Origin of the sequence: Hyphomonas sediminis, from assembly GCF_019679475.1 — a bacterium.
Taxonomy (GTDB): Bacteria; Pseudomonadota; Alphaproteobacteria; order Caulobacterales; family Hyphomonadaceae; genus Hyphomonas; species Hyphomonas sediminis.
In genome coordinates, this window is the sequence record NZ_JAIEZP010000001.1 from 3,130,735 (window position 1) to 3,153,699 (window position 22,965).

The 22,965-nt window shown below is 53.6% G+C and carries 12 protein-coding genes; 4 read left to right on the plus strand and 8 right to left on the minus strand.

The window, feature by feature from the left end; all coding sequences use genetic code 11:
- Window positions 1–48 precede the first annotated feature (48 nt).
- A complete protein-coding gene (locus K1X12_RS15100; protein ID WP_220988397.1) occupies window positions 49–1,197 on the minus strand; it encodes an SRA domain-containing endonuclease in 1,149 nt (382 codons plus the stop codon).
- A 152-nt stretch (window positions 1,198–1,349) separates the two neighbouring features.
- Here K1X12_RS15100 and K1X12_RS15105 point away from each other — a divergent pair, with 152 nt between their 5' ends.
- Entirely contained in the window at window positions 1,350–1,730 is a 381-nt protein-coding gene (locus K1X12_RS15105) for a helix-turn-helix domain-containing protein (protein ID WP_220988398.1), read from the plus strand.
- A gap of 148 nt (window positions 1,731–1,878) precedes the next feature.
- Here K1X12_RS15105 and K1X12_RS15110 read toward each other — a convergent pair whose 3' ends face one another.
- Together K1X12_RS15110 and K1X12_RS15115 are read right to left on the minus strand one after the other, a co-directional pair.
- Window positions 1,879–4,479, minus strand: coding sequence for an AAA family ATPase (locus K1X12_RS15110; protein WP_220988399.1), 2,601 nt, complete (start codon window positions 4,477–4,479; stop codon window positions 1,879–1,881).
- Between the two features lie 2 nt (window positions 4,480–4,481).
- Entirely contained in the window at window positions 4,482–5,609 is a 1,128-nt protein-coding gene (locus K1X12_RS15115; RefSeq protein ID WP_220988400.1) for a metallophosphoesterase family protein, read from the minus strand.
- A 469-nt stretch (window positions 5,610–6,078) separates the two neighbouring features.
- Between K1X12_RS15115 and K1X12_RS15120 the strand changes: the two genes are divergently transcribed.
- Complete coding sequence (locus tag K1X12_RS15120; RefSeq protein ID WP_220988401.1) at window positions 6,079–11,502, plus strand: PDDEXK-like endonuclease domain-containing protein; 5,424 nt, start codon at window positions 6,079–6,081, stop codon at window positions 11,500–11,502.
- Window positions 11,503–11,700: 198 nt separating this feature from the next.
- On the opposite strand, the gene K1X12_RS15125 is transcribed toward K1X12_RS15120, so the two are convergent.
- Window positions 11,701–12,801: a DUF5677 domain-containing protein gene (locus K1X12_RS15125; RefSeq protein WP_220988402.1), complete on the minus strand. Its 1,101-nt coding sequence runs from the start codon at window positions 12,799–12,801 to the stop codon at window positions 11,701–11,703.
- A 150-nt stretch (window positions 12,802–12,951) separates the two neighbouring features.
- Here K1X12_RS15125 and K1X12_RS15130 point away from each other — a divergent pair, with 150 nt between their 5' ends.
- A complete protein-coding gene (locus K1X12_RS15130) occupies window positions 12,952–14,031 on the plus strand; it encodes an AlbA family DNA-binding domain-containing protein (protein WP_220988403.1) in 1,080 nt (359 codons plus the stop codon).
- A gap of 57 nt (window positions 14,032–14,088) precedes the next feature.
- Here the strand turns inward: K1X12_RS15130 and K1X12_RS15135 are convergent, their stop codons facing one another.
- The 4 genes from K1X12_RS15135 to K1X12_RS15150 form a co-directional block, all read right to left on the minus strand.
- On the minus strand, window positions 14,089–16,749 hold the full coding sequence (locus tag K1X12_RS15135; RefSeq protein WP_220988404.1) for a TnsA endonuclease N-terminal domain-containing protein: 2,661 nt from the start codon (window positions 16,747–16,749) through the stop codon (window positions 14,089–14,091).
- Window positions 16,742–18,670, minus strand: a complete 1,929-nt coding sequence (locus K1X12_RS17105; protein WP_220988405.1) for a site-specific DNA-methyltransferase — start codon at window positions 18,668–18,670, stop codon at window positions 16,742–16,744. The genes K1X12_RS15135 and K1X12_RS17105 overlap by 8 nt, the downstream gene beginning before the upstream one ends.
- A 43-nt stretch (window positions 18,671–18,713) precedes the next feature.
- The gene (locus K1X12_RS15145) at window positions 18,714–21,599 is read right to left on the minus strand and encodes an ATP-dependent helicase (RefSeq protein WP_220988406.1); all 2,886 of its coding nucleotides are present in this window, start codon (window positions 21,597–21,599) and stop codon (window positions 18,714–18,716) included.
- 290 nt (window positions 21,600–21,889) lie between these two features.
- Window positions 21,890–22,099, minus strand: coding sequence for a helix-turn-helix domain-containing protein (locus K1X12_RS15150; RefSeq protein ID WP_220988407.1), 210 nt, complete (start codon window positions 22,097–22,099; stop codon window positions 21,890–21,892).
- A 118-nt stretch (window positions 22,100–22,217) separates the two neighbouring features.
- On the opposite strand from K1X12_RS15150, the gene K1X12_RS15155 reads away from it, so the two are divergent.
- Window positions 22,218–22,823 carry a hypothetical protein gene (locus K1X12_RS15155; protein WP_220988408.1) on the plus strand — a complete coding sequence of 202 codons (606 nt, stop codon included), beginning with the start codon at window positions 22,218–22,220 and terminating at the stop codon, window positions 22,821–22,823.
- The last annotated feature ends 142 nt before the right edge of the window (window positions 22,824–22,965 follow it).

Below are 22,965 nucleotides of genomic sequence, written 5' to 3' on the forward strand. Positions count from 1 at the left end.
ACTTTCTGCTCGCTTCGATGGAGCCATTCCCGAGCGCGAATGGCAATCTTAGCGCCCGATCGACGTTTCTTTCTGCGCGATGATCTCTTTGAGACGCTCGTTGAGCTCATCGCCCCGCTCACCAAAATGGATCTCCCGGTGCGCCGTCGGACTGATGGCAGCAACCCAGCGGGGGTGATCGAGCCCATCGTCTGAAAGCCGCTGTGTATGATGGACTTCCAGATATGGTTGGCCCGATTTTGTAAGGAACGGGGCTTTCTCACCCGTCAGCTCACAGACCCCGCCGGCGCGCGCAAGAATGTAAGCTTTAATCTTTGCGCTGCGCTGACGATATACGCGTCGCGCCTCCTTGGGATTGGTGTTCCTGACCGCGGTCGCCGCCTCATAGGCTGACGTCCGCAGATCATCGATCGGTGCAATAGGTTGATCTTCTAACTCTTCGTCTGTTTCAGATTCGGCAACAGCATCAGCCCGCACGAGGTGAAACTGAATAGCCTTGCGCTCCAGCTTGTCGATGTCGTGCGAGTCGATCATTTCCCAGCCCGCACACACAAATTCACCCATAAACTCGACGGGCTTGCCTTTACCGAGCGCCTTAAAAAGCAGAATGGCCTTTCCGTCAGCGGCGTGATCCCGGATCGCGCGGTTCCCCGCTTTGAAGGTCATATCTCCCTTTTGCCCTTCGCCGGTATAAAGGAATGTCTCATGGTCTTCCTGCCAGCCGTCTCGGTAGCCATGCTGCTCACCGGCGTCGCCTGTAAAGATGAAGACAAAGGGCGCATCAGCCGGCGTTGAAATCCCGCCCTGCATTTGTCCGCCATACACTTCATGAATATCCGCACGCCGATTATAGTGCGCGCCAATACGAAACGAATGTCCGTGAGGCGTTTCAGTCGATGAGATCTCTCCGATTGGAACGTCCTTTTCACCCCGCCGGATGACCATCTCGAACCCCAATTTTTGTAATTGGCGCGCAACACCCGCGCCACCGACAAACTTGCCGATATCTGTCCCATGCTGATGAAAATGTGCGCCAGCGAGGATTGCCTTTGACCGCAACGCTTCCCCCTCATGCACCACATAGTACTCCCTCGCTTCCCCGCGTTTGTACTTCTGGAGGAAAGCGTCCGGACCGCGGCGATATTCAGCGATCGCATCGAGGACGGCCTGTGGCTCGGTGACTTTGGAGATGGACATTGCTGATCCCGTGCGCATTCGAAAGTTAGCGGGTTAGAATTTCTCTCAAAGATTGCGATTTTGCAAAACTTATCCGGAAATTGGGCGCTACTATTGGGTTTATGGGAAGTAACCCAGACCAAGTCGACGAGCCGAACACCGAGGAGAAACAGATGCCCCCGAAAAAAGTGAAAGCGCCTGCCTCCCGGTCTCCGAACGATCTCGACCGAATTGTTGGCTCCAACATCCGCGCGCTCCGGCAAAGCCAAAATATCACACTGCAAGCCCTAGCCACCGAAATCGGCGTTAGCCATCAGCAGCTTCAAAAGTACGAAACGTCCGCCAACCGACTAAGCGCCGGCATGTTGCCCATCGTTGCAGAAGCTTTGGGGGTGGAAGTGTCGGATCTGTATTTCAATGCGGAAAATGCCGGTTTGGAAACGCACGACGAAGCAGCTTCTCTGCGCAAAGAATGCGAGGGCGTGATCAAGCGGGTGAAGTCTAAGGACGTGCTGGCCAATATGGCGCGGGTGTTGAGGGCGCTGGCAGTTTGATAGGTTTACTCTCGAACGTGAGGCTAACGGTCTTCGCAATCAACCGCGGTCACCAGCCGCGCCGCAGGAGATTCGCAGGCACGCAGTATTCTCCGCCGACGGATCCTGTAACTTGTTCTGTTTGATATTTTGGCTCAGCGATACATTTTCAGACCGACCAGTTCCCGGTCGTCAGCTGAACACCGCCGATATCCCGAAACGCACGCTCATGACAGGTCAGCACGATGCATTGCACATCGACCGACGCGGCATGCAGGGCGTTGAACATCGCCCCCAGCCGATCATCATCACAATACACAAGGGCATCATCCAGAAACACAGGCGCCGGTGTCCCCTGCCGAGCCATCATCCGCCCGAATGCCAGCCGCGTTAGGACCGCTACCTGCTCGCGCGTGCCGCCGCTCAGTGCCTCCACGCTTTCATTGTAATCTCCGCGACGGAGCTTTTCTGCCTGGAACGCCTCGCTCAGAACAATGTCGGTCTTACCCAGAACGATTCCGAGCAAAGGCTGTAGTTCCTGCTCAACCGGCTTGAAGTAAGCATCTTTCAAGCGCTGCTGCGCGCCCGCCAGTGTCGTTGCGAGCAGCTCCAGAGCCGCAATGTTTTCCTCGATCTTGACCACCCGGCGTTGACAGGTTTCCTGTGTCGCCCGTGCCTGGATCAACTGCTCATGGACCCCCACCGCCTCCAGGCTGCGGAGCTCACCGAGCAAACGCCCGATGTCTTCCCGAGTACTTGCAACCTGCTGACTAAGGTTCTCTTTTGCCTCCAGAAGGCGGTCCCGAGCAATGCGTGCGGTGTCGAGATCAGTAGATGCGGATTGTCGGGCATCCAGCTCTTCCTCAGCTGCCGCCAACTGGCGAGCCGCCTCTTCCGCCGCAGCTTTGAGAGTCTCGCGCCTCACTGACCAGTCGGCTTCAGGTCCGGTCAGGCTGACGGCCTCCTCAAGCCGCGTTACCGCGTAGCGCTCGTCGGATTTAAGAACAGCGAGCGCCTCACGCACGCTTGAAAGTTCCTGCGTCTTGAGCGTTGCATCCGCCTCAGCCGCCTCATAGGCCCGCTCAAGAGCGTCCAAATCTGCGGGGACCTCGGGCGGAGCGGCATCGGGTTTGAAATCCGCGGGGATCTTTGCAATCGTCTGCTTCAGGAGGAGAGCCAACTGCTGCGCTCCTTCGGGCGCAATGTCAGCAAGTTCACGCGACAGGCTTGCTTGGTCAAGCTGCAAGGCTTGGCGTGCCGCCGCCTTTGCAGCAGCGTCCTCTATGCTACGGCACCCAAAAGCTTCCAATCCAGCAGCCAGGGCAAGCTCGGACTTTTGAAACGCCTCCAGCGAAGATGATGCTTCATGCGTCTCGATTTCGAGGCGCCCCAGGTCTCCTAGCTCGATCTGCGTGCGCCCTGAGAGGCGGATTTCGTCCGGCGGTAGTGGCTGGGCATTAATCCGTACGATGTCTTTGCCCAGAGCGGTGAGGTGCGCCCTCAATACCGGGCGAGAGGCGTCCAGTCTTGCCTGGTCTCGGTCAAAATCACGCAACAGCTCAGTGAGCTGGCCGTAGACTTTTGCCGTCACTTTGTTGGACTGCAGCTCGGTAGACAGGTCGGCAAGACGATCTTCGATCTCCTTCGCGCGGACCAGACGTGCCTCAATTCGCTCTCTCTGGGTCCAGGCTATCCGCGCACTTTCGAAATCCTCCGCGGCCTGGCGCGCGGTCCGGCCCGCCGAGAACCGATCTTTTGCTGCGCGGGCCAGAACCTGGGCGGACGCAAGACTCGTTTCCAATTCTGCGTGGAGTGCAGTTTGTGCCCGCAAATCCTGCTGTATGGCTGCAAGTCTGACACGCGCCTTCTGAGCGGCGTCTGTCTGGGTGGCAAAGAGGGCAAGCTGCGCGGATGCATCGACAGACGCGCGGCGACGCTCCTGAACCCGGGCAGTGAGAAGTTCGACCTCACCGGCGGCTTGCCGCGCCGCGACAAACGCCTCCTCCGCTTTAGCCAAAAGGTCGGCGCGGCGCACCGCTTCTTCAGGATCCGTCAGAGATTTTAGTTTGCGCTCACACCGTTCCAGTTCCACGGCAGATTGCTCCGCTTGACGGGCCCGCACTTCCAACTCGGCGCAGCTCGCATCTATCGCCGCCAACTCGTCGAGCGCGTCCTTGTAGGCGCCCCCTGTCTTTGGCTTCCCGCCGCTGGTCAGCAATTGATTTAGCTCCGCCTGGCATCGCTGAAGATAAGTTCTCGCCCGATCACCGCCAACAAGCACTCCAACTTCAGCTTCAAGCAGCGCAGACAGCAAATCTGCGCCGCCTTCAGGCTGGTTCATGCTCGCCCCTTGCTCGACCCAGAGAAGCCCCATCGGGCCGTAACTCTCCGCATCGGCACCAATGAGAGCGAGTATCCAGTCGTCTGCATTGCCATCGTCTGCAACGATCTCGCCGGTCGTCAAATTTGTGACCTGAGCCTTCGGGGCATTTATGAATCGCTTCCAGATCCGATAACGCTGCCCCTCTGCTTCAATTTCAATTTCGATCTCCGGGCCACCACTGTTGGACAGCGGCAAGAGCGCCCGGGTGTGCTTGTTTTTCGCATTATGCTTTTGCTGCAGCATTGTGCGTACAGCTTCAAAGATTGTCGATTTCCCGAATTCGTTCGGTGCAGACAGAATGGAGAGCCGATCCCCGATGCCTTCGATGACAACCCCGTCCGCACCGAACTTCTTAACATTCCGCAGTCGGATCGCTTTGAGCTTCATGATCAATCCTCCGACTTGGATGAGGCAAACGTGAAAAGGAGATCAAGTGCCCGGCCGGCATTGGCGCGTTCGCCAGCGGAGAGCGCTGGATTGAGCTTTCGCATCAGGAGCTCATCGGCAGCCGCCCGAACGCTGCCAGTTGCGTCCAAAGTGTCAAGATCGGATGCCTCCACAATTACTTCCAGCTCTTGATCTCGGACGTCGAGATAGGCCAGCCTGGCCTCAAGATCAGCAAGCACACCACTCAGGGCTTGACGATCAGCATGCGCTAGCCTTCCGGAGAGCGATAAGCGTGCAAGCGTCATGCGAGCAGCACCTTCGCCGACAACGGCCGGGATTATCCTTGCGATGTCCTCAGGCCCGAAAAGCTCGAGCGCAATAACTGGCCAGGCAAACTTTGCGCTACGTACGGACTTGACGATTGGGACCGCGCCTTGCGCTTCAATCGAAACAACCAGGACTGCGCCTCGGTCATTGTCGACATGCCGGTCAGGCTCAGGGGTTCCGGAATACCAGAGTCGGGGGCCCATCTGCCGGGTGCCGTGCCAATCCCCGAGTGCCAGATAGTCAAGATTTGCGGTGTCCGGACGATTTTTGGCGATACGGGTGACCGCGGCCGTCTCGCTGGCAAAGTCTTCGACGCTCCCATGGGCAATGCCGATACGAATAACACCCTCCGGGGTCTGCGCGCTGTCCATGGCAGCCGTCAGATCACGACCAGGTGCCTTGTTATCCCAGGGCGCCGGTAGGAACCAAACTCCCGGCTCAGCTTCAACCGGTTCAGCCGTCAGAAGAAGCCGGACATTGCTGGATTTCTTTTGTGCCACCCGCGTCCAGAGCCGAGCTTTGCCGTTGACGTCGTGATTGCCAGGCATCAGCCACCATGTGACGTGTTTTGCCTCCGCCATCAGCTCGAGGGGTTGGGCGAGGGTTGCGTCTGACGGAGTCTCGCTGTCCCAAACATCTCCGGCAACAACGACATGGGCAACGCCCTCTTCCCTAGCAATGTTCGCGATTGTTACGATGACATCGCGCCGCGCAGCCTTGAGCTGTCCGGAAAGGTCGCTGGCATACCCTGCGAAGGGCGCCCCGAGCTGCCAGTCTGCCGTATGTATGAACTTGAAAGCCATCTTATCTCACCGTCAAACGACTCAATTGCCCTACATCTTAGCTACCAAAGTTTCCCGCCAGTCAGCTCGTTGTAGTACCACCATAGAGAGACAAATTCATTAGCCGCAGTTGAGCCTTAAGGAAGCCTATCTGAATCACTATTATGAACAGCCGCACTCCGAATGCTATTTTTGGATGCTGCCAATGCGCAACAAAATGCCCTAGGGTTGCGACCTCAAGGGGTTAAACTGCTACCTTTAAAAATGACCCGCACAACGGAGCGTGCACCAGGATGACCTAGAACGAGAAATCCCGGGGCAGATCCAATTTCGAGTTGCGGAAATGCGCGAACAAGGAAAAATCTATTCCTCTGGAATCGGCAGCAGGAAAACTTCGGCATTCATCCACCCTAGGGTACAAAGTGGATTTAGGCGGTTGGCGACAATTGTTGCCGCATTCCGTTAACTCAAACACAGCGTCGTTGGCCCCATGCCTGATCAAGACTTTCTGGATCTCATCAAGGCGAAAGCCGAAAACATCAAACCAAAGTTGCTAGATCTCAGCCGACGGAATCCGTTGATTTCGACAAGGCTAACGGCTGCCTCCAATGCTCATATCAGAGTCGTCGATGAACTGCCTGACGTTCTTTTCTACAACCTGACTAATGGTCGGGGCATGCGATTAATACCTCTGCCAGACATCAAAGAAGACCCTAGAGACGAAGACACGAAGCTATTCCGCAATGCCCTCTCAAATGCACGGATTACGGATGAGAAGTATCAAAGCGATTTAGAGGCAGTCGATCGTGATGCGGATGAATACCTCGATCGGACGAGGCAAATTGAGCGACGACTCAAAGATCGTGTTCGAGAACAACTCGGGATGCCGCCGCGCGTTGAAGGTAAGGAGATCAACCTAGGCCAACACGCGAAGAACAACGGCATTACGCCGTCATACGAATTGCCCGAGCTGGATGAAGATGATCGTGAAGACAGACACGTCGATAACGACATCCAAACCCTTCTCCTTCCCAAGGACCTGGAGCGCAAACTCGGCAACATATCGTCCAAGTGCAGAACCTGGCTTCAGGAAACCGGCATTAACGTTCTCCAAGTCGCATTCGGATTTCTTGAGTGGTCTGAACCCAATCAATCTGGCACCTCATTTGCGCCAATCATTCTCTGCGGCGCCCAAATGGAGAAGCAGAGGACGCCAGATGGCGCCGAATACATTATTGCCGGACTTGGCGACGAGCCTGAGGCAAATTCAGTTTTGGCAGAAAAACTGAAGCTCGAATTCAATATCGAAATCCCTGCCTTCGAAGGCGGGTCAATCGAAGACTATTTCCGTGAACTCGCAGCCCTTGCGCCAAAAGAAATCACCTGGCGTATTCGCCGACAGATCGCGATCGGCGTTTTCCCCTCCGCGAGAATGGCGATGTATCATGATATAGATACCTCTCATGCCAGATTCACTGAAAGTGAGACAATCCAGTCTCTTCTCGGCGGGACAAACAACGACGCCGCATCGCCCTTTGCGGAAGAATATGAAATTGATGAGCCGGAGATCGAGCAAAAAGTCCCCTGCCTCGTCCTTGATGCAGATTCATCTCAGTTCAGCACGCTTGTTGATATCGCCAGCGGGAAAAACCTGGCCGTAGAAGGTCCTCCGGGCACAGGTAAATCTCAGACCATCGTCAATGCTATTGCAGCAGCGCTCGCTGACGGCAAAAAGGTTCTATTCGTTGCAGAAAAGCTAGCAGCTCTGGACGTGGTCAAAGCCAGGCTGGAGGCTGTTGGACTTGGCGAGTTCCTCTTGCCTCTGCAGGCGGAGCGCTCGACGCGAGAACAGGTCATTGCTTCTGTTCGGTCACGGATCGAGATGTCACAACCGAGCGGAGCCCTGCATTACAACAGCAAAATTGAAGAGTTTCGCGCGACAAGATCTGAACTCTCAAACTATATCCAGCTTTCAACAACTCGGTTTGGAAACTCGGGGTTCACGATCCACGAGATTCTTTCCAAAGGCATCGCAAGCTCACCGGTCCTGGAATCTGTCCCGAAAGAGATCAGGGATGCCACAAACATTGCGGATCGCTATCTGAGCCGCACAGGAATTGCTGAACTTCAAAAGCTTGGAAATGACATCGCCAAAGCATCCGTCGAAGCAGAAGGAGCGCTGGACTATTGGAAAGGCACCCAGCTTGCAGACGCGAACATCTTCCATGTTGAAGACGCATGTAAGTTGGCAAGCAGTGCAGCAGATCAATTTGCTACATGGGATAGGCAAAATCAGGAACTCAGCGCGCTCGGATTCACCAACTCCCTCAATCAGCAAACTCTGGCGGAACTTCGAGATGCGCTTTCGCGTCTTAAAGTGTTGGGATTTTCACTGCGTGATGAACGTCCGCGCAAATTGCTCGACGAAACCAACAGAGCCATCGCTCAAGAATACGCCGAGTTGAGTGATGCTATCCGCCGACGGGAAGCAACAACTCAGGAACTGTTCCGCGTACCATGCGACCGGCCATTGCTGGACCAAATAAGAAAGATTTCAGTTGTATGCGAGACCAACCAATTCCGCGACCTAGACCTTACGACTCTGGAGTCTCATCTCGCGAAGCGCTCGAATGGAATCAGCGGTGCAAAAGTCCTTCTGGCCAGGCTAAAGCAGCTCTCCGACTTCGATCAGACCGCCGATCAGTGGAAGCTCGACGACCTTCATCAAGCACGCACGTTCATAGAAGCTGCAGGTGATGAAGCCCTGATACGTCGGACAGCACAAAACTCAGGTGCTGCTGAAGCCCATCGGCTGCGTTCTCTATGCATTGAAGGCAAGGCGCTGCAAGAGGCCAGAGACGCCCTGTCGTCATCGATCAATTTCGATATCGACAGCCCGGCACAAGCCGTAGCAGAGGCTGTTGAAGCACTCAAAACAGCTGGACCGTTTAGTTTCCTATCCAGTCGCACTCGTCGTGCGGTTCGACTGTCAAAAACCATACTCAAAACGCCCACCTCTGACAGAAGCGCTACTGTCGAACTGCTGGAGGCGCTGCTCTCCTACCGGCGGAAGGAGAATGAATTTGAGCAGAATGCCCAGGCCAAGCTCCTCTTTGGCATCCATTTCCGTGGCGTTGCCACAGATTTCGCCCCTTTTGAGAGGCTCGCAGAATATCTCGGCAAAATCCAGAAGACCTACATCAGCCCTCAATCACACCCCCTGAAGAAATTTTTGCTGACGGCCGAAACAACGCAATTGGCACTAATCCCGGCCATCGCTCCAAATCTGAAAGCTGAGACCCCCGCGGCTCTAGAAGCAGCGATCGTCTCGGCAGAGCAAAAGCTAACTCAGAATATGGAAGCACTGCGCGAATTGCGAGGTCTCGTCGCAAGCTTCGTCAGCCCGGATCAGATCACGAGCGATCACCTCCCTAAACTGATAGAAGATCTTGAATCACTCCTGGATGGCCGCATGGCGCTTCAAGCTAGTGAATCGGCAAAACAACTGGTTGGCCCTGCGTTTGATGGCAGCGAAGCCGCTGTGGCTTCTGTACGTTCACTGATCGATTGGTCGAAATCTTCCAGCGCGAACGCACAGGCTCTAGCAGTGCTCCTTGCTTCAGCAAACCCTGAACGAGTCGAAGTTCTGATCAGCGACTGCATTGAAGCGATCACTTTGGCGACACAAAGACTGGCGAGCCTTTGCAGCCTGACAAAAATGGATGCCGGCCACTTTACCAATGGAAGAACGACCGCGGAGATTGCAGAATTTCTAAGATCCGCTTCTCTCGATTCAGAAGGCCTGAAAAAACACTCTATTATGGCTGCCGTTGTTAACGATTTGGATCAAACCGGTTGCAGCGCACTCGTTGATAACTGCTTGTCAAAAGGTGAAGCGGGTCTCATAGCCGAAAGACTCGCTGCCCTTGCAACACGCTCACTTGCGAAATCTGTCTACGCAACTTATGGCGCCTCCCTCTCAAAATACTCCGGCCGACGACTAAATGAACTTCGTAGCCAGCTCGCCGCGCAAGATAAAAAACTCATTGAACTAGGCCGAAAACAGTTGCGTGCGAAAGTCTACGCGGATGCCAAGCCTCCCAGAGGAAATGGTCAGGGACGGAAATCGACCTGGACCCAGATGGCCCTCATCGAAAATGAGATCAGCAAACAGAAGCGATTCATTTCACTTCGCGATCTTACGGAACGGGCAGGAAGAGCCCTTCTGGAACTCAAGCCTTGCTGGATGATGTCGCCGCTGGCGGTTGCTCAATATGTTCCTAAAGAAGCTATCGAATTTGATCTCTGTATCATCGACGAAGCCTCTCAGATGAGACCGGAAGCGGCTCTTGGTGCTTTGATGCGTTCGAAACAGATTGTGGTCGTCGGCGACACAAACCAGCTTCCGCCCAGCAACTTCTTCAAGAAGCTCATCGAAGATGATGAAGTGGATGACGACGAAAACGTCCTGGATGAATCCATCCTGGAGATGGCGAACGGAACCTTCCGCCCAGCCCGGCGCCTTCGCTGGCACTACCGATCCAGGCATTCAGGCTTGATCAAATTCTCCAATCGCATCGTCTACGACGACAATTTGATTGTTTTCCCGTCCGCGTCAGAGAACATGGCGCATATGGGCGTTGAATATCAATACGTAGACGGACTCTACAAATCGGGAACCAATGCAATCGAGGCCAGGGCCGTCGTGGATGCAGCGCTTCAGTTTATGAAGGAAGATCCGGACCGCTCACTTGGGATCGTGACCCTGAACCAGAAACAAAGAGAGCTGATTTTCGAAGAGTTCGAGGACGCCTTGAATCGCGACCGATTAGCCGCTGCGTTTGTTGAGAAATGGCGCACAAAGAATGATGGCCTGGAAGAGTTTTTCATCAAGAACCTTGAAAATGTCCAAGGCGACGAACGAGATGTGATCTTCATCGGCACCGTCTATGGTCCTGAAACCAAAGGCGGCCGTGTTGCCCACCGCTTCGGCCCGATCAACGGCCTAGCGGGCAAGCGTCGTCTCAATGTTCTGTTTTCACGCGCCAAACAGAAGATCGTCACCTTCTCGTCAATGAAGGCAGCAGACATCACGGTCGAAGAAGGCGGAAATGCCGGCGTATACATGCTGAAGCGTTGGCTAGAATACAGCGCGACCGGCATGTTGGACGTGGGTACTCAAACTGATCGACAGCCGGATTCAGATTTTGAAGTGTTCGTAATGAATCAAATAAAATCCATGGGGTATGAGCCCGTGCCTCAGATCGGGGTTGCCGGCTACTTCATAGACATTGGTGTGCGTCATCCTGATTGGCCACATGGATATGTTCTGGCAGTCGAATGCGATGGGGCAAGCTATCACTCCTCAAGGTCAGCACGGGACCGCGATCGCCTGCGTCAGGAAATTCTGGAGGGTCTTGGTTGGCAGTTCCATCGGATTTGGTCGACTGATTGGTTCTCTAATCCTAATCGAGAGGCGGATCGGCTTCGCGAAGTCCTCTCTATTCGGATGGAAAATCTTCGCGCTCGCGAAGCTGAGTTTCGGCACATCAGCACCGATGAGGCAGCGTCACAGAACGAAGGTCATGAGAATGGGCTTCGTGAAGACGAAAGTACGCCTGCGTACGGACCACTCTTTACCACTTCCACCAGCCCGGCCCCATCTCCAACAAGAACGACCGGGGGTGTCAGTGTTGGCGATACGGTTCGGGTACGGTACGTCGACGGCGATCAAGCTACGATCGTGATTACGATTACGCGAGAGCGAACCGATATCGAGCGCGGGTTAGTTAACGTGAACGCCCCCCTGGCCGGTGCACTACTAGATGCGGAGGAAGGAGATGAAGTTGAAGTGCTGAACGGCGCATACATGCGGCGCGCTTTAATCGAGAAAATTGACAAAGGGGATGCCTAAGCATCGAGATAAGTTTCTGCGATCTACGGGACAATCGGAGATGTATCCCGTCTAAGCCCGACAGTAAAATCTGCCATCGACACGCCCAAGGACTACGCGAGATTCTGAATAACCGAGAGCGTAGGATTACAATACTGTCCGCCCACATATATCTCCCGGCGGTCTCGAACATCCGAAATGGCGATGAATGACCGCAGATTACTTCCTGCCAGGCTTAGTCTTAAGAGCCTTTTCAAATGACGCCTTTCCTTCTTCGAAAGCCAAGTAGCCGACTTCGTCTGAAAGAAATTTAAGCACATTGGCGAGGATGAGACTTTCGGCTGTTCTACGAGTCAGTATCAGCGTTGTCGTCAAGCTCCCAATATGACCAGCGACCATCTGCAATGGATCAGTCATACCCGAGTTGCTGGGGCCCACCAAGATCACATCCCCGCTCGCCTCCGCCATACCTAAGGAAGCATGTGAATGGCGGTTTCCTGCATGTGTGTGCTGCGATGCCCATTTGTAGCGGGGACGCCAATGATCGAGCTCTAGCGAAGCCTCTACATCTTCAAAGCGCGGCTTCCACTTGTCACTGCGGGGCAGCAGTGCCGGCTTAGCCCATCCAAACTCTGCATACATCTCATCTCCATAGCGTTTCGCAATAGTTGCGCACGTATCCTCAAACCTGACCAAATCTTCATTAGAGAAGGGGTCCAAATTGGCGCGCGACGCAAACTTGTTGAGCTGCAGTGCCGCTTCAAGTGATCTAAAATGGGCACTAAGCAAGTAACGTTCGGCGATAATATTTCCGTGCTTTCCAATGAACATTGCCACAATCAGTATCTCATGTAATGTCCGCCAACGGCTCAATGCACCTTCAGCATACCCTCCTTTCATCAAATGGATGGCTTCACGCGCCACGAGAAGACCACGACCGTGTAGACGAGTTAGTGCTTCAAAAGCGCTGTCATTGGTGCGCATAGCTTCCGGGCGATAAGTCTCATTAAAATTACTCCCCACATCAGCAGCGATACACCACACAACCTCGATACGCTCAAAGCCGTTGCTCCAACGGTCGCCGTTTCTTTTTTCAAATTGTCGATCTTGACGGCGCTTCTTGCGCAACATCCTCGCTGAATCTGCAAGCACTGTCTGTGCAAGTTCTGGAGTTACCGCCGCAATTAGTCTCTCTAGCGCGTTGCTCGCGGCTTGATCCGCTTGCTCCTCAGATTGTGCATGGGCGGTCGCACTCGCAATGAGATCTTCAACCAAATTGTTGTCGAACCAGTCGAACAAAGACATAAATGCTTTAGACATCTTATCACTTCACAAAAGATGATCTGCAGAAACAACCCGAATACACGACAGTTGTAGAACAAAATCAGCTAACGCAAAATTGCGGCTCGACCGTCGGCTAGCTAAGTATTCCGCAGCGCATAAGAAAGTTTAAGAAAGGCAGCACTTTAGATGGAGAACGACACCGGCGCCCAATTCTTGACAGCTATCCAGAGCCAAGAAATTTCTGAAGATCAAACCTTCGAGTTCAAGGCAAGAATCGAGCTTGATAGCCGACACCAAAAAGCTGATTTCATCAACGATATTGTTGCATTCCTAAATTCAGGCCCGGGCCATCTTTTTGTGGGTGTTCGCGAGAGCAAGGGCGTTTTTTCCGGCTGGCAACCCATTAAGCAGAACTGGGACGCATTCCATCGTCAAATTCTCTCTATAATCCAGGACAACATTACGCCAGTCCCGCACGCCGTGCGCGTGAATTGCATTGAATTGGATGGAGATGGCTACATTGCGCGCATAGATCTTCCAGATCATCGAAATCGACCATATCAAAACAAACTGACCGGCGGATTCTACATCCGAACAGGCGCGAAGAACACCCCCATACCAAGGGATCGGGTGCACTCCTTCTTTACACAGATTGAAACGTTGGAGAAGGACACCGCGGACTTGATTGAGAGCGAAAACCAAGCATTAGAAGCGCGTGGACTCATTGACCTGCGCGCTACTTCGCTCCAAATCGCAGTCGTGCCTTTGGAGCACTACGAAAGGGATCAAGCGCCCTTTGATCCGGGTTCCCAACCGCTCAAGTCGATGCGTCACTATCATTCCGAACGGAGTGGAGTCTTTAGAGGTTGTCAAAACGGAGTCGAGCTGATCGAACGAACATTTTCCGGGGACGTGATATCACGATTTTTCATTGGCGATGATTGGCTGCTTCATTCTTGCGCTCTTCATCCGATTAAATTGTTCGAAGGCGGAGGGCGACTGGGATTGCACGAATTTCATACCGAACTGTTGAGGCATCTGCGAGATATCCAGCTGATTCTCGATGATTCAAAAATTTTCGGACCGTTCGGTTTACAGCTCAGGTTAAAAAACCTTCGCTCCGCCCCCGGAATGTCAAACGCTTTTCCAAATGCAGACACAGCATCTCTCCCTCGCCCTGTGCGTGTTGAAAGGCTCGATGATGAAAACGTCCTTCGGCGCTTTTATCTAAAAGTCCGCACTATTTCCTTATATGGCAGCCCTTAATCAAGGCAGCTACTATTCTTTCAACTCGAAATGTCGCCAGTATTCGTTGAGTTACCTTTAGGCTCGTTCATACTCCTGCCAACCACCTTGCTGGCTCAAAAATCCAGGAAAATCATCTCTAGTTAAGAGCGCGTAGCGAAACTGATTTCCAGCGGCCAGTTGCTCTGCTGCCTCTCGTTTCGCAATCACCACTGGGTCGTCCTCTTTCCAGGCGGATTTAACCTCGATCAAAAATATCTCACCGCTCTCACGAATAATGAGGAAGTCTGGATAATAGTTGCACACGGTATGAGATTCAGGATGAATATAGTTCACACGGAATCCTGATTGGCCGTGGACGAGCATGCCAGTGAAGTAAATACGATCTGCGGCATTGAGCTCCAGCACGCTATTGAAAAATTCGACTTCAGGCTGACTATCGAAACAATAGTGGTCGAGGTGGAATGTGCGATCACGTTGCTTGGAGTATTCGGGATAGTCGCGGCCGGCCACGAGATGGGGCTTCGCCTTGAACCGGAATGTGGGTGGGCGATTTGCCGTGACATTGTAGCCTTTGACCAGTTCGATCTCTTCCTCGGAATCATGTCCGTACGGTTCAATTTCGAACAATGCTCGAAACAATGTAGGGATGATCACATCGTAGAGAATGTCATTGGATGTGTTTACCAACTCCACAAGGCGGGCCGTCGGTGGCGAAGCCCTCTCCAGAAGTCCCTCAATGGCAAAAGGCGATACGCCGTCCCCGGAAAAATATCGTGCAATTTCACCGATCAACGTGAATGCACTGAAAGTCCGGTTCTGAAGGCGGTCAGTAATATCCTCTAACGTGCCTTTGTCAGAGTTGATGCTTTTGCGGCGACGCAAGCCCGCACGATAATTTTCAAGAACCTCCTCGGATAAATCAAAACTGATTTTGTCCGGCGTCTCCTTACGTTTCGTTTTGAACAACTCTCGTCGACGCTTCATTTTCAGGACCACGGGCGGGGGCACCGCTGTCACCTCATAAACTTCTGACTCATCCCCTTTTTTTGGGCCAAGTTCCTCAGTCGTGACGCGGAAGTTCTGCTGGAGCTCATCTTCTAGGATCTTCATGTTGTCAGCTGACAAGTAGATCCGTCCAGTTTCCTGAACGTCTCCGATGGCACGCAGGCAACGCATTGTCGACTGCAAGACGAAAATCTTAGACTTGGCTTTCCGGTAGAGCGCTACACCAAAGAGCGAGCGACAGTTCCAGCCCTCACGGCCCTTCCCAACAAGCAGAATGAATTGCTTTTCTGAGTCTGGCGTATCCAGACGATTAAACTCGCGGATATCCTCCCCCGTAGTAAGCTTGTCATCTCCGACATTCACTAGAATCCGCGTAGTCGGGATGCCTAGCTCCGCCATGATCTTTTCTAGCGCTGGACGAACCTCGGCTGTCAGTTCTTCAATGGCGGATGCGAAAATGGCGAGCTTAGGCAACATGCCTTCCCTGCGCTTCTCGCCCTCTTTCGACCAGAAGTCGGTGACGAGCTCACGGAGAAAATCATTGCTTTTGACGTTGCCGGAATAGTCAATGAACTCCGGTTGCTTCAGGTATTTATTGTCGATCGCTGCCTTCAGCCCGTAGGCATAGACCACCTCCGGCATAATGCGGTCTTTCACATAGGGCGTGCCTGTGAAGTTGTAGCAGCCGACAACGGAGGTCTTGCGCGCATCGAGGGCGCGCGCCAGTTCGTCGATAGTAGTCCGCAGCGCGGATGCATCCTTGGCCTGTCCGAGGTCCTTCTCGAGCGAGGCGCCCATAGAGTGATGCGCTTCGTCGACATAGATGCCAAGTTGAGGCAAGCGCGCTATCCGCTGAAACCGTGCATTGACTGCAAGGTCAGCGTCACTCTCAGGCGCTTCCTCGCCTAGCATTTCGTAGAGCTCGCCATAGACCTCAGAAAGTGAGCCCGTCCGCTCTGAGAAGAGTTTTTCCGTCGTCGAAGGGGCTGCGCTTCGGCGTTTCAGAATGATCTTCTGCGTGTTCGATATGATGACGTTAAAGGAAGAGCCATCCTGCGCACCAATCGTCGAGGCGGTATCGTCCAGGAAGTGGAATTTCAGGTTTGCACGGAGGAAGTTGGCATACTCTGGAGGTACGACCAGGCCGAGATCGAAAGTCTGGATTTCCTTAAGAGACTGAAGAACCGTCTTATCCGGCGCGAACACCAAGGCGTTCTTGCAGAAGCGCATGTCTCTGCCAAACTTGTTTGCAAGCAGGAACTCATAGAAGATGCATGTCGCCATCAGGATCGTTTTACCGAGCCCCATGGTCAGTGCGAAAATATAGTTCGGATAAGACCTCGCCCGCTCGCTCAGGCGGGCGAAGATCTCGTCGTACTGCTCCTCACCTTCAAGATCGAGAAACCCGAGCAGACTGCTCTGACCTCTGCTGTCTGCTCCAGTCGTGCGGAAGTCTTCAAATACGCCTTCATTCCTCGCCCACTCGCGAAACATGTCATGGACGTGGCGGTTGTTCCCAAACTCCTTCAGGAAAACATAGATTTCCAGCGCTTCAAACTGTGGCTGACGGAGATACGCATCGCTCCGCAATTCCGGATCATTGAAGTCCAGGAGTTGCTTGGTCAGTTGTTTATAGCGGCGACGGATTGTGCCGTTGTTATCGGCATAGAAATTCAAGAGCGCCTGGAAGAAGGCAAAGTCCTGACGGATCCTCTTCTTCTCCTTAGGCATTTTCGATCTCCCCCTCCCACGACTCCGAGAGGAGATCTGTTATCTTTACACGGATTGTTGAGGCGTCGGCGGGAATTAGGTATCGACCCGCAACGAGATCCTCTCCCTCTGGGGCATCGACAATAGCCGGGGTCAGCACGGCGCCGTCATAGTTCCAGTCAACCTTGATTGTTTCAACGAGTTGACGCCAGTCTTCCACCGCATCGGCCTCCATGGAGAGCTTCTGCAACAGGTTCATCGGATAGAAGCCAGCGATCACGAGATGGCCGCCTTCAATTTTCAGGCGAGCGTCGGAAGCGCGCTTGAAATGCAGATGCGTCTTGTCGCGAATTAAGTCAGTGACAATCACTTCAATATCGAAGGGCTTGGCTGCCTTTTCGAGCTCGGGGCCAAGGTCCGGCTCATGGCCCATGCAGACAAGGTGGATCCGTTCAACCGGCTTGTTCGGAGCCTTGGCGGCGCGGGCTTCGAAAGCCTTGAAGTCGAGCCCGTTGATGACCTCGTTCAGGTCCGCCCTTGTAGCGATGCGGTTCACCGGCATGATCTTGACGAGATACTCCTCGCGCTGACCATCGAAGACGCTGCCAGATGACAGGGGTTGGAGCTCCATCGCCTCCTTGATGAGTTCTTTGGCTTCGACCGGATTGCGGAACAGGTCGTAATTGTTGACGTTGTATACCTCAAAGCCCGTATAGAATTTCGTCGGCTTTGACTCATCATCGTTGGCGAAGAGATCGGTTGCCTCGGTCTCAAGGGCGTGGCGCACACCGTTTAGCCGCTTAATCGTGGTCTCTATCGCGCCGAGATTAATATCCGCGCCGATGAAGCGGCGGCCCAAACGCAGGGCCACAGCCTGCGTGGTTCCGGACCCCATGAAGCAATCAAACACTAGGTCGCCAGGTTCGGTCGTTGAAGCGATCACTCGCTCCACCAGTTTCTCTGGCTTCTGAGTCGGGTAGTTAGCGTTTTCTCGGGATTTCGATTTGATGTGACCAGTGTCAGTCCAGATATCGTTGACCGGCACACCTGGGCTTTCATCCAGGTATTTGCGACTATAAGGAACCCCGTTGGAAGAAAACTCGATTAGCCCTTGCGCCAACAGTTCATTGAACCTTTCTTCAACGATCCCCCAGTGCCGCCCGGGAGGAGGATAACGGCCATTAATCGCGTAGTGAGCGCGCGTTCCAAGCCGCTCACCGGGTGCAGACAGTACCACCAACCCGTACTTTCGTCCGTGTTCGTCCGTTTTGCTGAACCACCCGTCGACGTAGTCCTGATCGTAGTCTGCATACTGAGGCGCCCATTTGAACGAGGAAGACTTAGAATAGAAGAGAATTACATCGTGCACTGGACCGAAGCCCCGGGTCGATGCGTGCACGCCAGATCTTTTCCAGATTATCTCATTGACGAAATGGTTCTGGCCGAACACCTCATCCATACACAATTTGAGAAAGTGACTTCGGCGCGGATCGCAGTGAAGGAAGATGCTGCCCGTCGACGAAAGGAGTTCACGCATGAGCGTCATACGCTCGTACATAAACTGAAGATATTCGTCGTTGTTCCAAATATCGCCGTACTGCTTTTCTTCGAAGCTTATGTAGTCGGAACTCGCGGATTTACCGCGGACTTGTATTTTACGACGATAGTCAGCTGAGCTATCAAAAGGCGGATCGATATAAATAAGGTCCACCTTGCCGCGAAACGCTCGCAAGAGGTGCGACATGACCTGCAAATTGTCTCCCCAGAAAATCTTGTTCCACCAACCACCAGTCGGATCGCCGTAGGCTTCCTTCTTCTGCGCCGGGAAATACTGGGTCGAGCGGAAGGGGCGCTTGCCGGCCCAGCGCAGTTCCGGGAAACCCCGGATCGGGGGCAGGTCAAACTCAAAGGTTTCAAATGCTTCTTGTTTTTCCTTGCTCATCGCGCGTAGTTTCCTTGATATATGTCGTATACAGCTCTGAAAATCAGACGCTGCAGAATGTCATGTCGCAAAAGGACCGGAAGTCACAGTTTTTGCAGAGCTTTTCGGGTCGTTCTTTCAGCTCATAATCCTTTGTAACGATTCTGCCCACCACGCGGTCGATTTGGTCAATCGTCCCCTTGATGTCCGCCGTTTCCCTCGGAAACACGATCCTCGGATTTCCCGACTCCTCGCCGGTATAGTAGAGCGCCATCCGGTCAACCCGAACGCCGCGCTTTTCCTCAAACAGGTGCGCATAGATTTGAAGCTGACGGCGGTAGCGCGCAAGCTTGTCGGCATCTGCAATCATGTCCGGCTTCTTCTCGGTCTTGAAGTCGATAATCTCCCATGCACCATCCTCGGCCTGGATCAGATCGACATTGCCGGTCAGGACGTAGTCGTCCTTGAGGAGGCTGAGCTCGACCTCCGCCTCGCGTAAGCGGTGCCAGTTCGCGCGTTCACGGTCGACATACCGCGCCACATGCTCCCGCGCGACACGCAGGACATAATCGACGAGATAGACCCGCTCCTTCTGAGAGATGTTGGTGTAATTCGTATTGAACCAACGGTCGATCTGCTCGGTCGTAACCACGCCCTCCTCGCCGCGGAGCACCGCTTTGTGGATGTCCTCAATCGTCTGGTGAACCAGCGTGCCGAACAAGATGGCGTTGGTGCGCACCGGCGCAAATTCCAGGTCCTTGAAAAAACGATATTGCTGGGGGCATCCCTCGAAGACGAGCACGTCAGAGGTGAAGGAATAGCTGTTTTTTAGATTGCTCGGTTTGACCTCAGCAAGCTCGACCTGTGAGCGTTCAAAAGTCAAATCACGCCAGTTCAGCAGCGGAGAGTAGACCGGCCGGAAGTACGCTGACGGAACATTTCTTTGCCCCCGTCCCTTCGGTACATTTTCCTGACAGGTCAGCACAAGCATGTTCTGCGCCCGTGAGAAGGCCGTGTAGAAAAGCCGCCAAAAATCAAATGTCTTGATCCGGTCAAGCGGCTCAAACGGATCACCATCACCAAATTCATCCTCAAGCAGATCATCAAGAACGGAGTGTTGTCGACGCGGAACCGCGTCGAGCGAACCGCAAATGACAATCGGGAACTCGAGCCCCTTAGATTGGTGGATCGTCATGAACGAAACACAGCCGGACGGCGCATAGTCAGACTCGTCCTCATACTCCTCAATACCGCCGTCCCACAAGAACCGCATGAAGAGGTTGAAGAGCGTCGTCAGATCGCGTTCGAGCCGGTCTGGTCGAAGAACGATGACGTTGTAGAGGTACTCGTATTTGTTCAATAGGCGCGAGAATTTGGCAAGGTTACGCGCAGGACGGCTATCACGCACGTCGCCGTGAGCAACCTCAGCGTCAAGATACCGACTGAAAGTCGAAAACTGGATAAGGGTGTAGAACAGGCTGGCGAAAGAATAGTTAGTATTCTCAGAGAGTGTAAGATGACCTTTGGCCGTCTCTCTCGTCCAGGCCATGATTTGATCGTCAGCGCCTGACTTTAGGTGGGCGATGAAGTCAGAAAGGCAGCGGTCATAATAGCCCCAGACATTGAGCTGCATCCCCTCGCGCGTTGCCCGGATCGATCCATATTGCGGAAAGAGGAACATGTAGGCTCCCACCAGAAGGCGGATTTCCTCGCGCTCGAAATACATATTGGAGCGCGGCGCATACACGGGGATGCCTGATGCTTCCAGATCATTTGCGAACCTAACAACTTTGTCGTTGCGAACCGACCGAAAGAGGAAGGCTACTTGGTTCCAATCTTTAATTATATTCTTTGTGCGGAGTTCTTGAAGGAAGGCAACAGCCTCATTTGCCCAGTTGTCCACACCATCTTCGCCTGAGACCTTGAAGACCACAGGACGCTCCGCACGGTCAGGACTTTCGGCTTCAATGGTCTTCGGATAACGGTAGGTGCGGTCTTCGCCCTCCCAGTCAGTGAGCGCCATCCAGTTATTGTAGAACTCTACGATGTCGGGATGCGAGCGATAGTTTTTTGTGAGATTGATTTGAGTGCATTGGCCTGGGGCGAAGCGTTTTGGAAACTCGAGGATGTTGCGAATAGATGCCCCTCGAAATCTGTATAGGGCCTGGTCGTCGTCACCCACGACACAGACATTGGAGTGCTGGGCCGCAAGCTTCAGTACGATGCGTTCCTGAATGGTGTTGGTGTCCTGATACTCGTCGATCATAAGATAATCGAACCGAGCGCAGAGCTTTTCAGCGACGTCGGGAACGTCTAGCAGGCGCAAAACCTCAACCTGGATCGTCGAGAAATCGATATAGTTGAATTGTTCGAGAAGCCCCTGGTAGCGCCGATAGGCTTCCCCGATTGCGATAAGCTCGGGGTGACCCGCCGAAGCGAGCGCGGTCGGCTCAACCGCTTCTTCAGCGACCTTATTGAGATAGCTGCACAGCGATTCTGCTACGTACCAGGCAGGTACGTTAGTTGACGGCCGAATTAGAGCGTCCAATCCATCGATATCTGCGAATTCAGAAAGCCTCTGGTAGACGAAGTATTGCTGGTCGAACTGGTCGAGGATCGTATAGTTGCGCCGAATGCGGGAGAATGCTCGGAACTCATCGAGAATGTCGAGGAAGATGGAATGCAATGTTCCCACGGTCAAATCCAACGGATTGACCTTGGACCCAGCACGCTGAACCCGTGCTGAGATACGTGTCTTAAGTTCCTTTGCCGCTTTTTCCGTGAATGTTGAAACGAGAATTCTCTCAGGCGAAACCTCCCGCCTCTCCAGTAGATTAACCGTACGTTCCACCAGACAGAAGGTCTTGCCCGACCCAGGACCAGCAACAATCAAAACAGGGCCATCCAGAGTTTGAATGGCCTGAAGCTGTGAACGGTTTGGCGCCTGCATCGTTATCTCCACAGAAGGGGCCCTTCTCTATAAGGCTCGCCAAAGCTGAACATTCGTCTTCCTCGCTTCCAGAGCGGTGAGCATGATGCCCTTGTGAAGAAATTTGTTGGGGGTCGCCAAACACTCAGGGCAACATTGATTTTTATAAGAATCGTAGATTTTTTGCTGAGAGAGCATCAGCTCATGATTTGAAAATGCCCCCGGCATGTCAATCAATCATAGAGCAGCAACGCTATCTCTTGGAACCTGCTATTGCGCGCAGCGAGCCACTTACTACTTTTCACATCTTCCTAGATCGTCTCGACAAGATCCGACAGGGTGACAGCCAGAGCATCAGCCAAACGCGATAAAACCGAAAGTGTAGGGTTCCTGACACCTCGCTCAACCGCCGAGACGTAAGTCCTGTGCAGCCCCGCCCGGTCCGCAAATTCTTCCTGTGACCAGCCGCGCTCTTCGCGCAGTTGGCGGAGCCGTTTACCAAATTTCTTTCTGATATCCATGGCGCCTTAGCGACGCCGATGCTGTCGATTGATCTACAGACTATAAGTCTCTTTTTCTGCTTGAACTTCGTCGCAACCTGAGCGGTAATGCGACTCATAGAATGCAACAGGAGACCTCATGACATTCCGAACAATACTGCTGGCTGCCCCCGCATTGATCCTCACACTTGCCGGATGCGCGGTGACTGAAACCCTGGAAGAGCGAGAAACAGCTTTTCTGACCCGGACCACGCCTGATTTTGCCGCCGGCATCAAAGTCATTGATGACCCGCTAAACCCCACCATCGAAGTCAACACGATCGCCGCATATCAGGACTTTCAGTTCAGCTGGGGCCCACAGGAAGACCAGTTTCTCAGGGCCTATAAATTCCGGGACACGGGCAACGTTACGCTGCAAGGATATGTCGTGAGCGACATCCATGGCACATGGCTTCATCCCATATCCGTAACTTTCCAGGATACGCTCTCAACCCGGCAAGTCGATCGCATCAACTACGAAGCCCACCATTGCTCCGCACAAGGCTGCATGCACCGAGAGGATATAGTCTTTGAGTTCACCGCGGAGGAACTCGATCAGGTGATTGCGGACATGGAGGCGAAAGGCGACACGGTATTTGTCTTCCGGATCCAAGGCCGCTCAGGCGTCGATCGCGATGGCAGGTTTCACGTCAACGAGCTGAAGGCGTTTCGCGATGCGGTGAAGACTACCTTAGGCGCCCAGTAGTCGCTTGCAACAGACAGCGAATCCCGACAGCCACAAAGCAACGGGATCGCTGCTTACAACAACGGCAGGCGATTTTACTGGTCTCGGCAATGCCGGGGTGCCCCCTGATCCCGCCGGGCGCGCCAGTGATTTCTCCACCAAA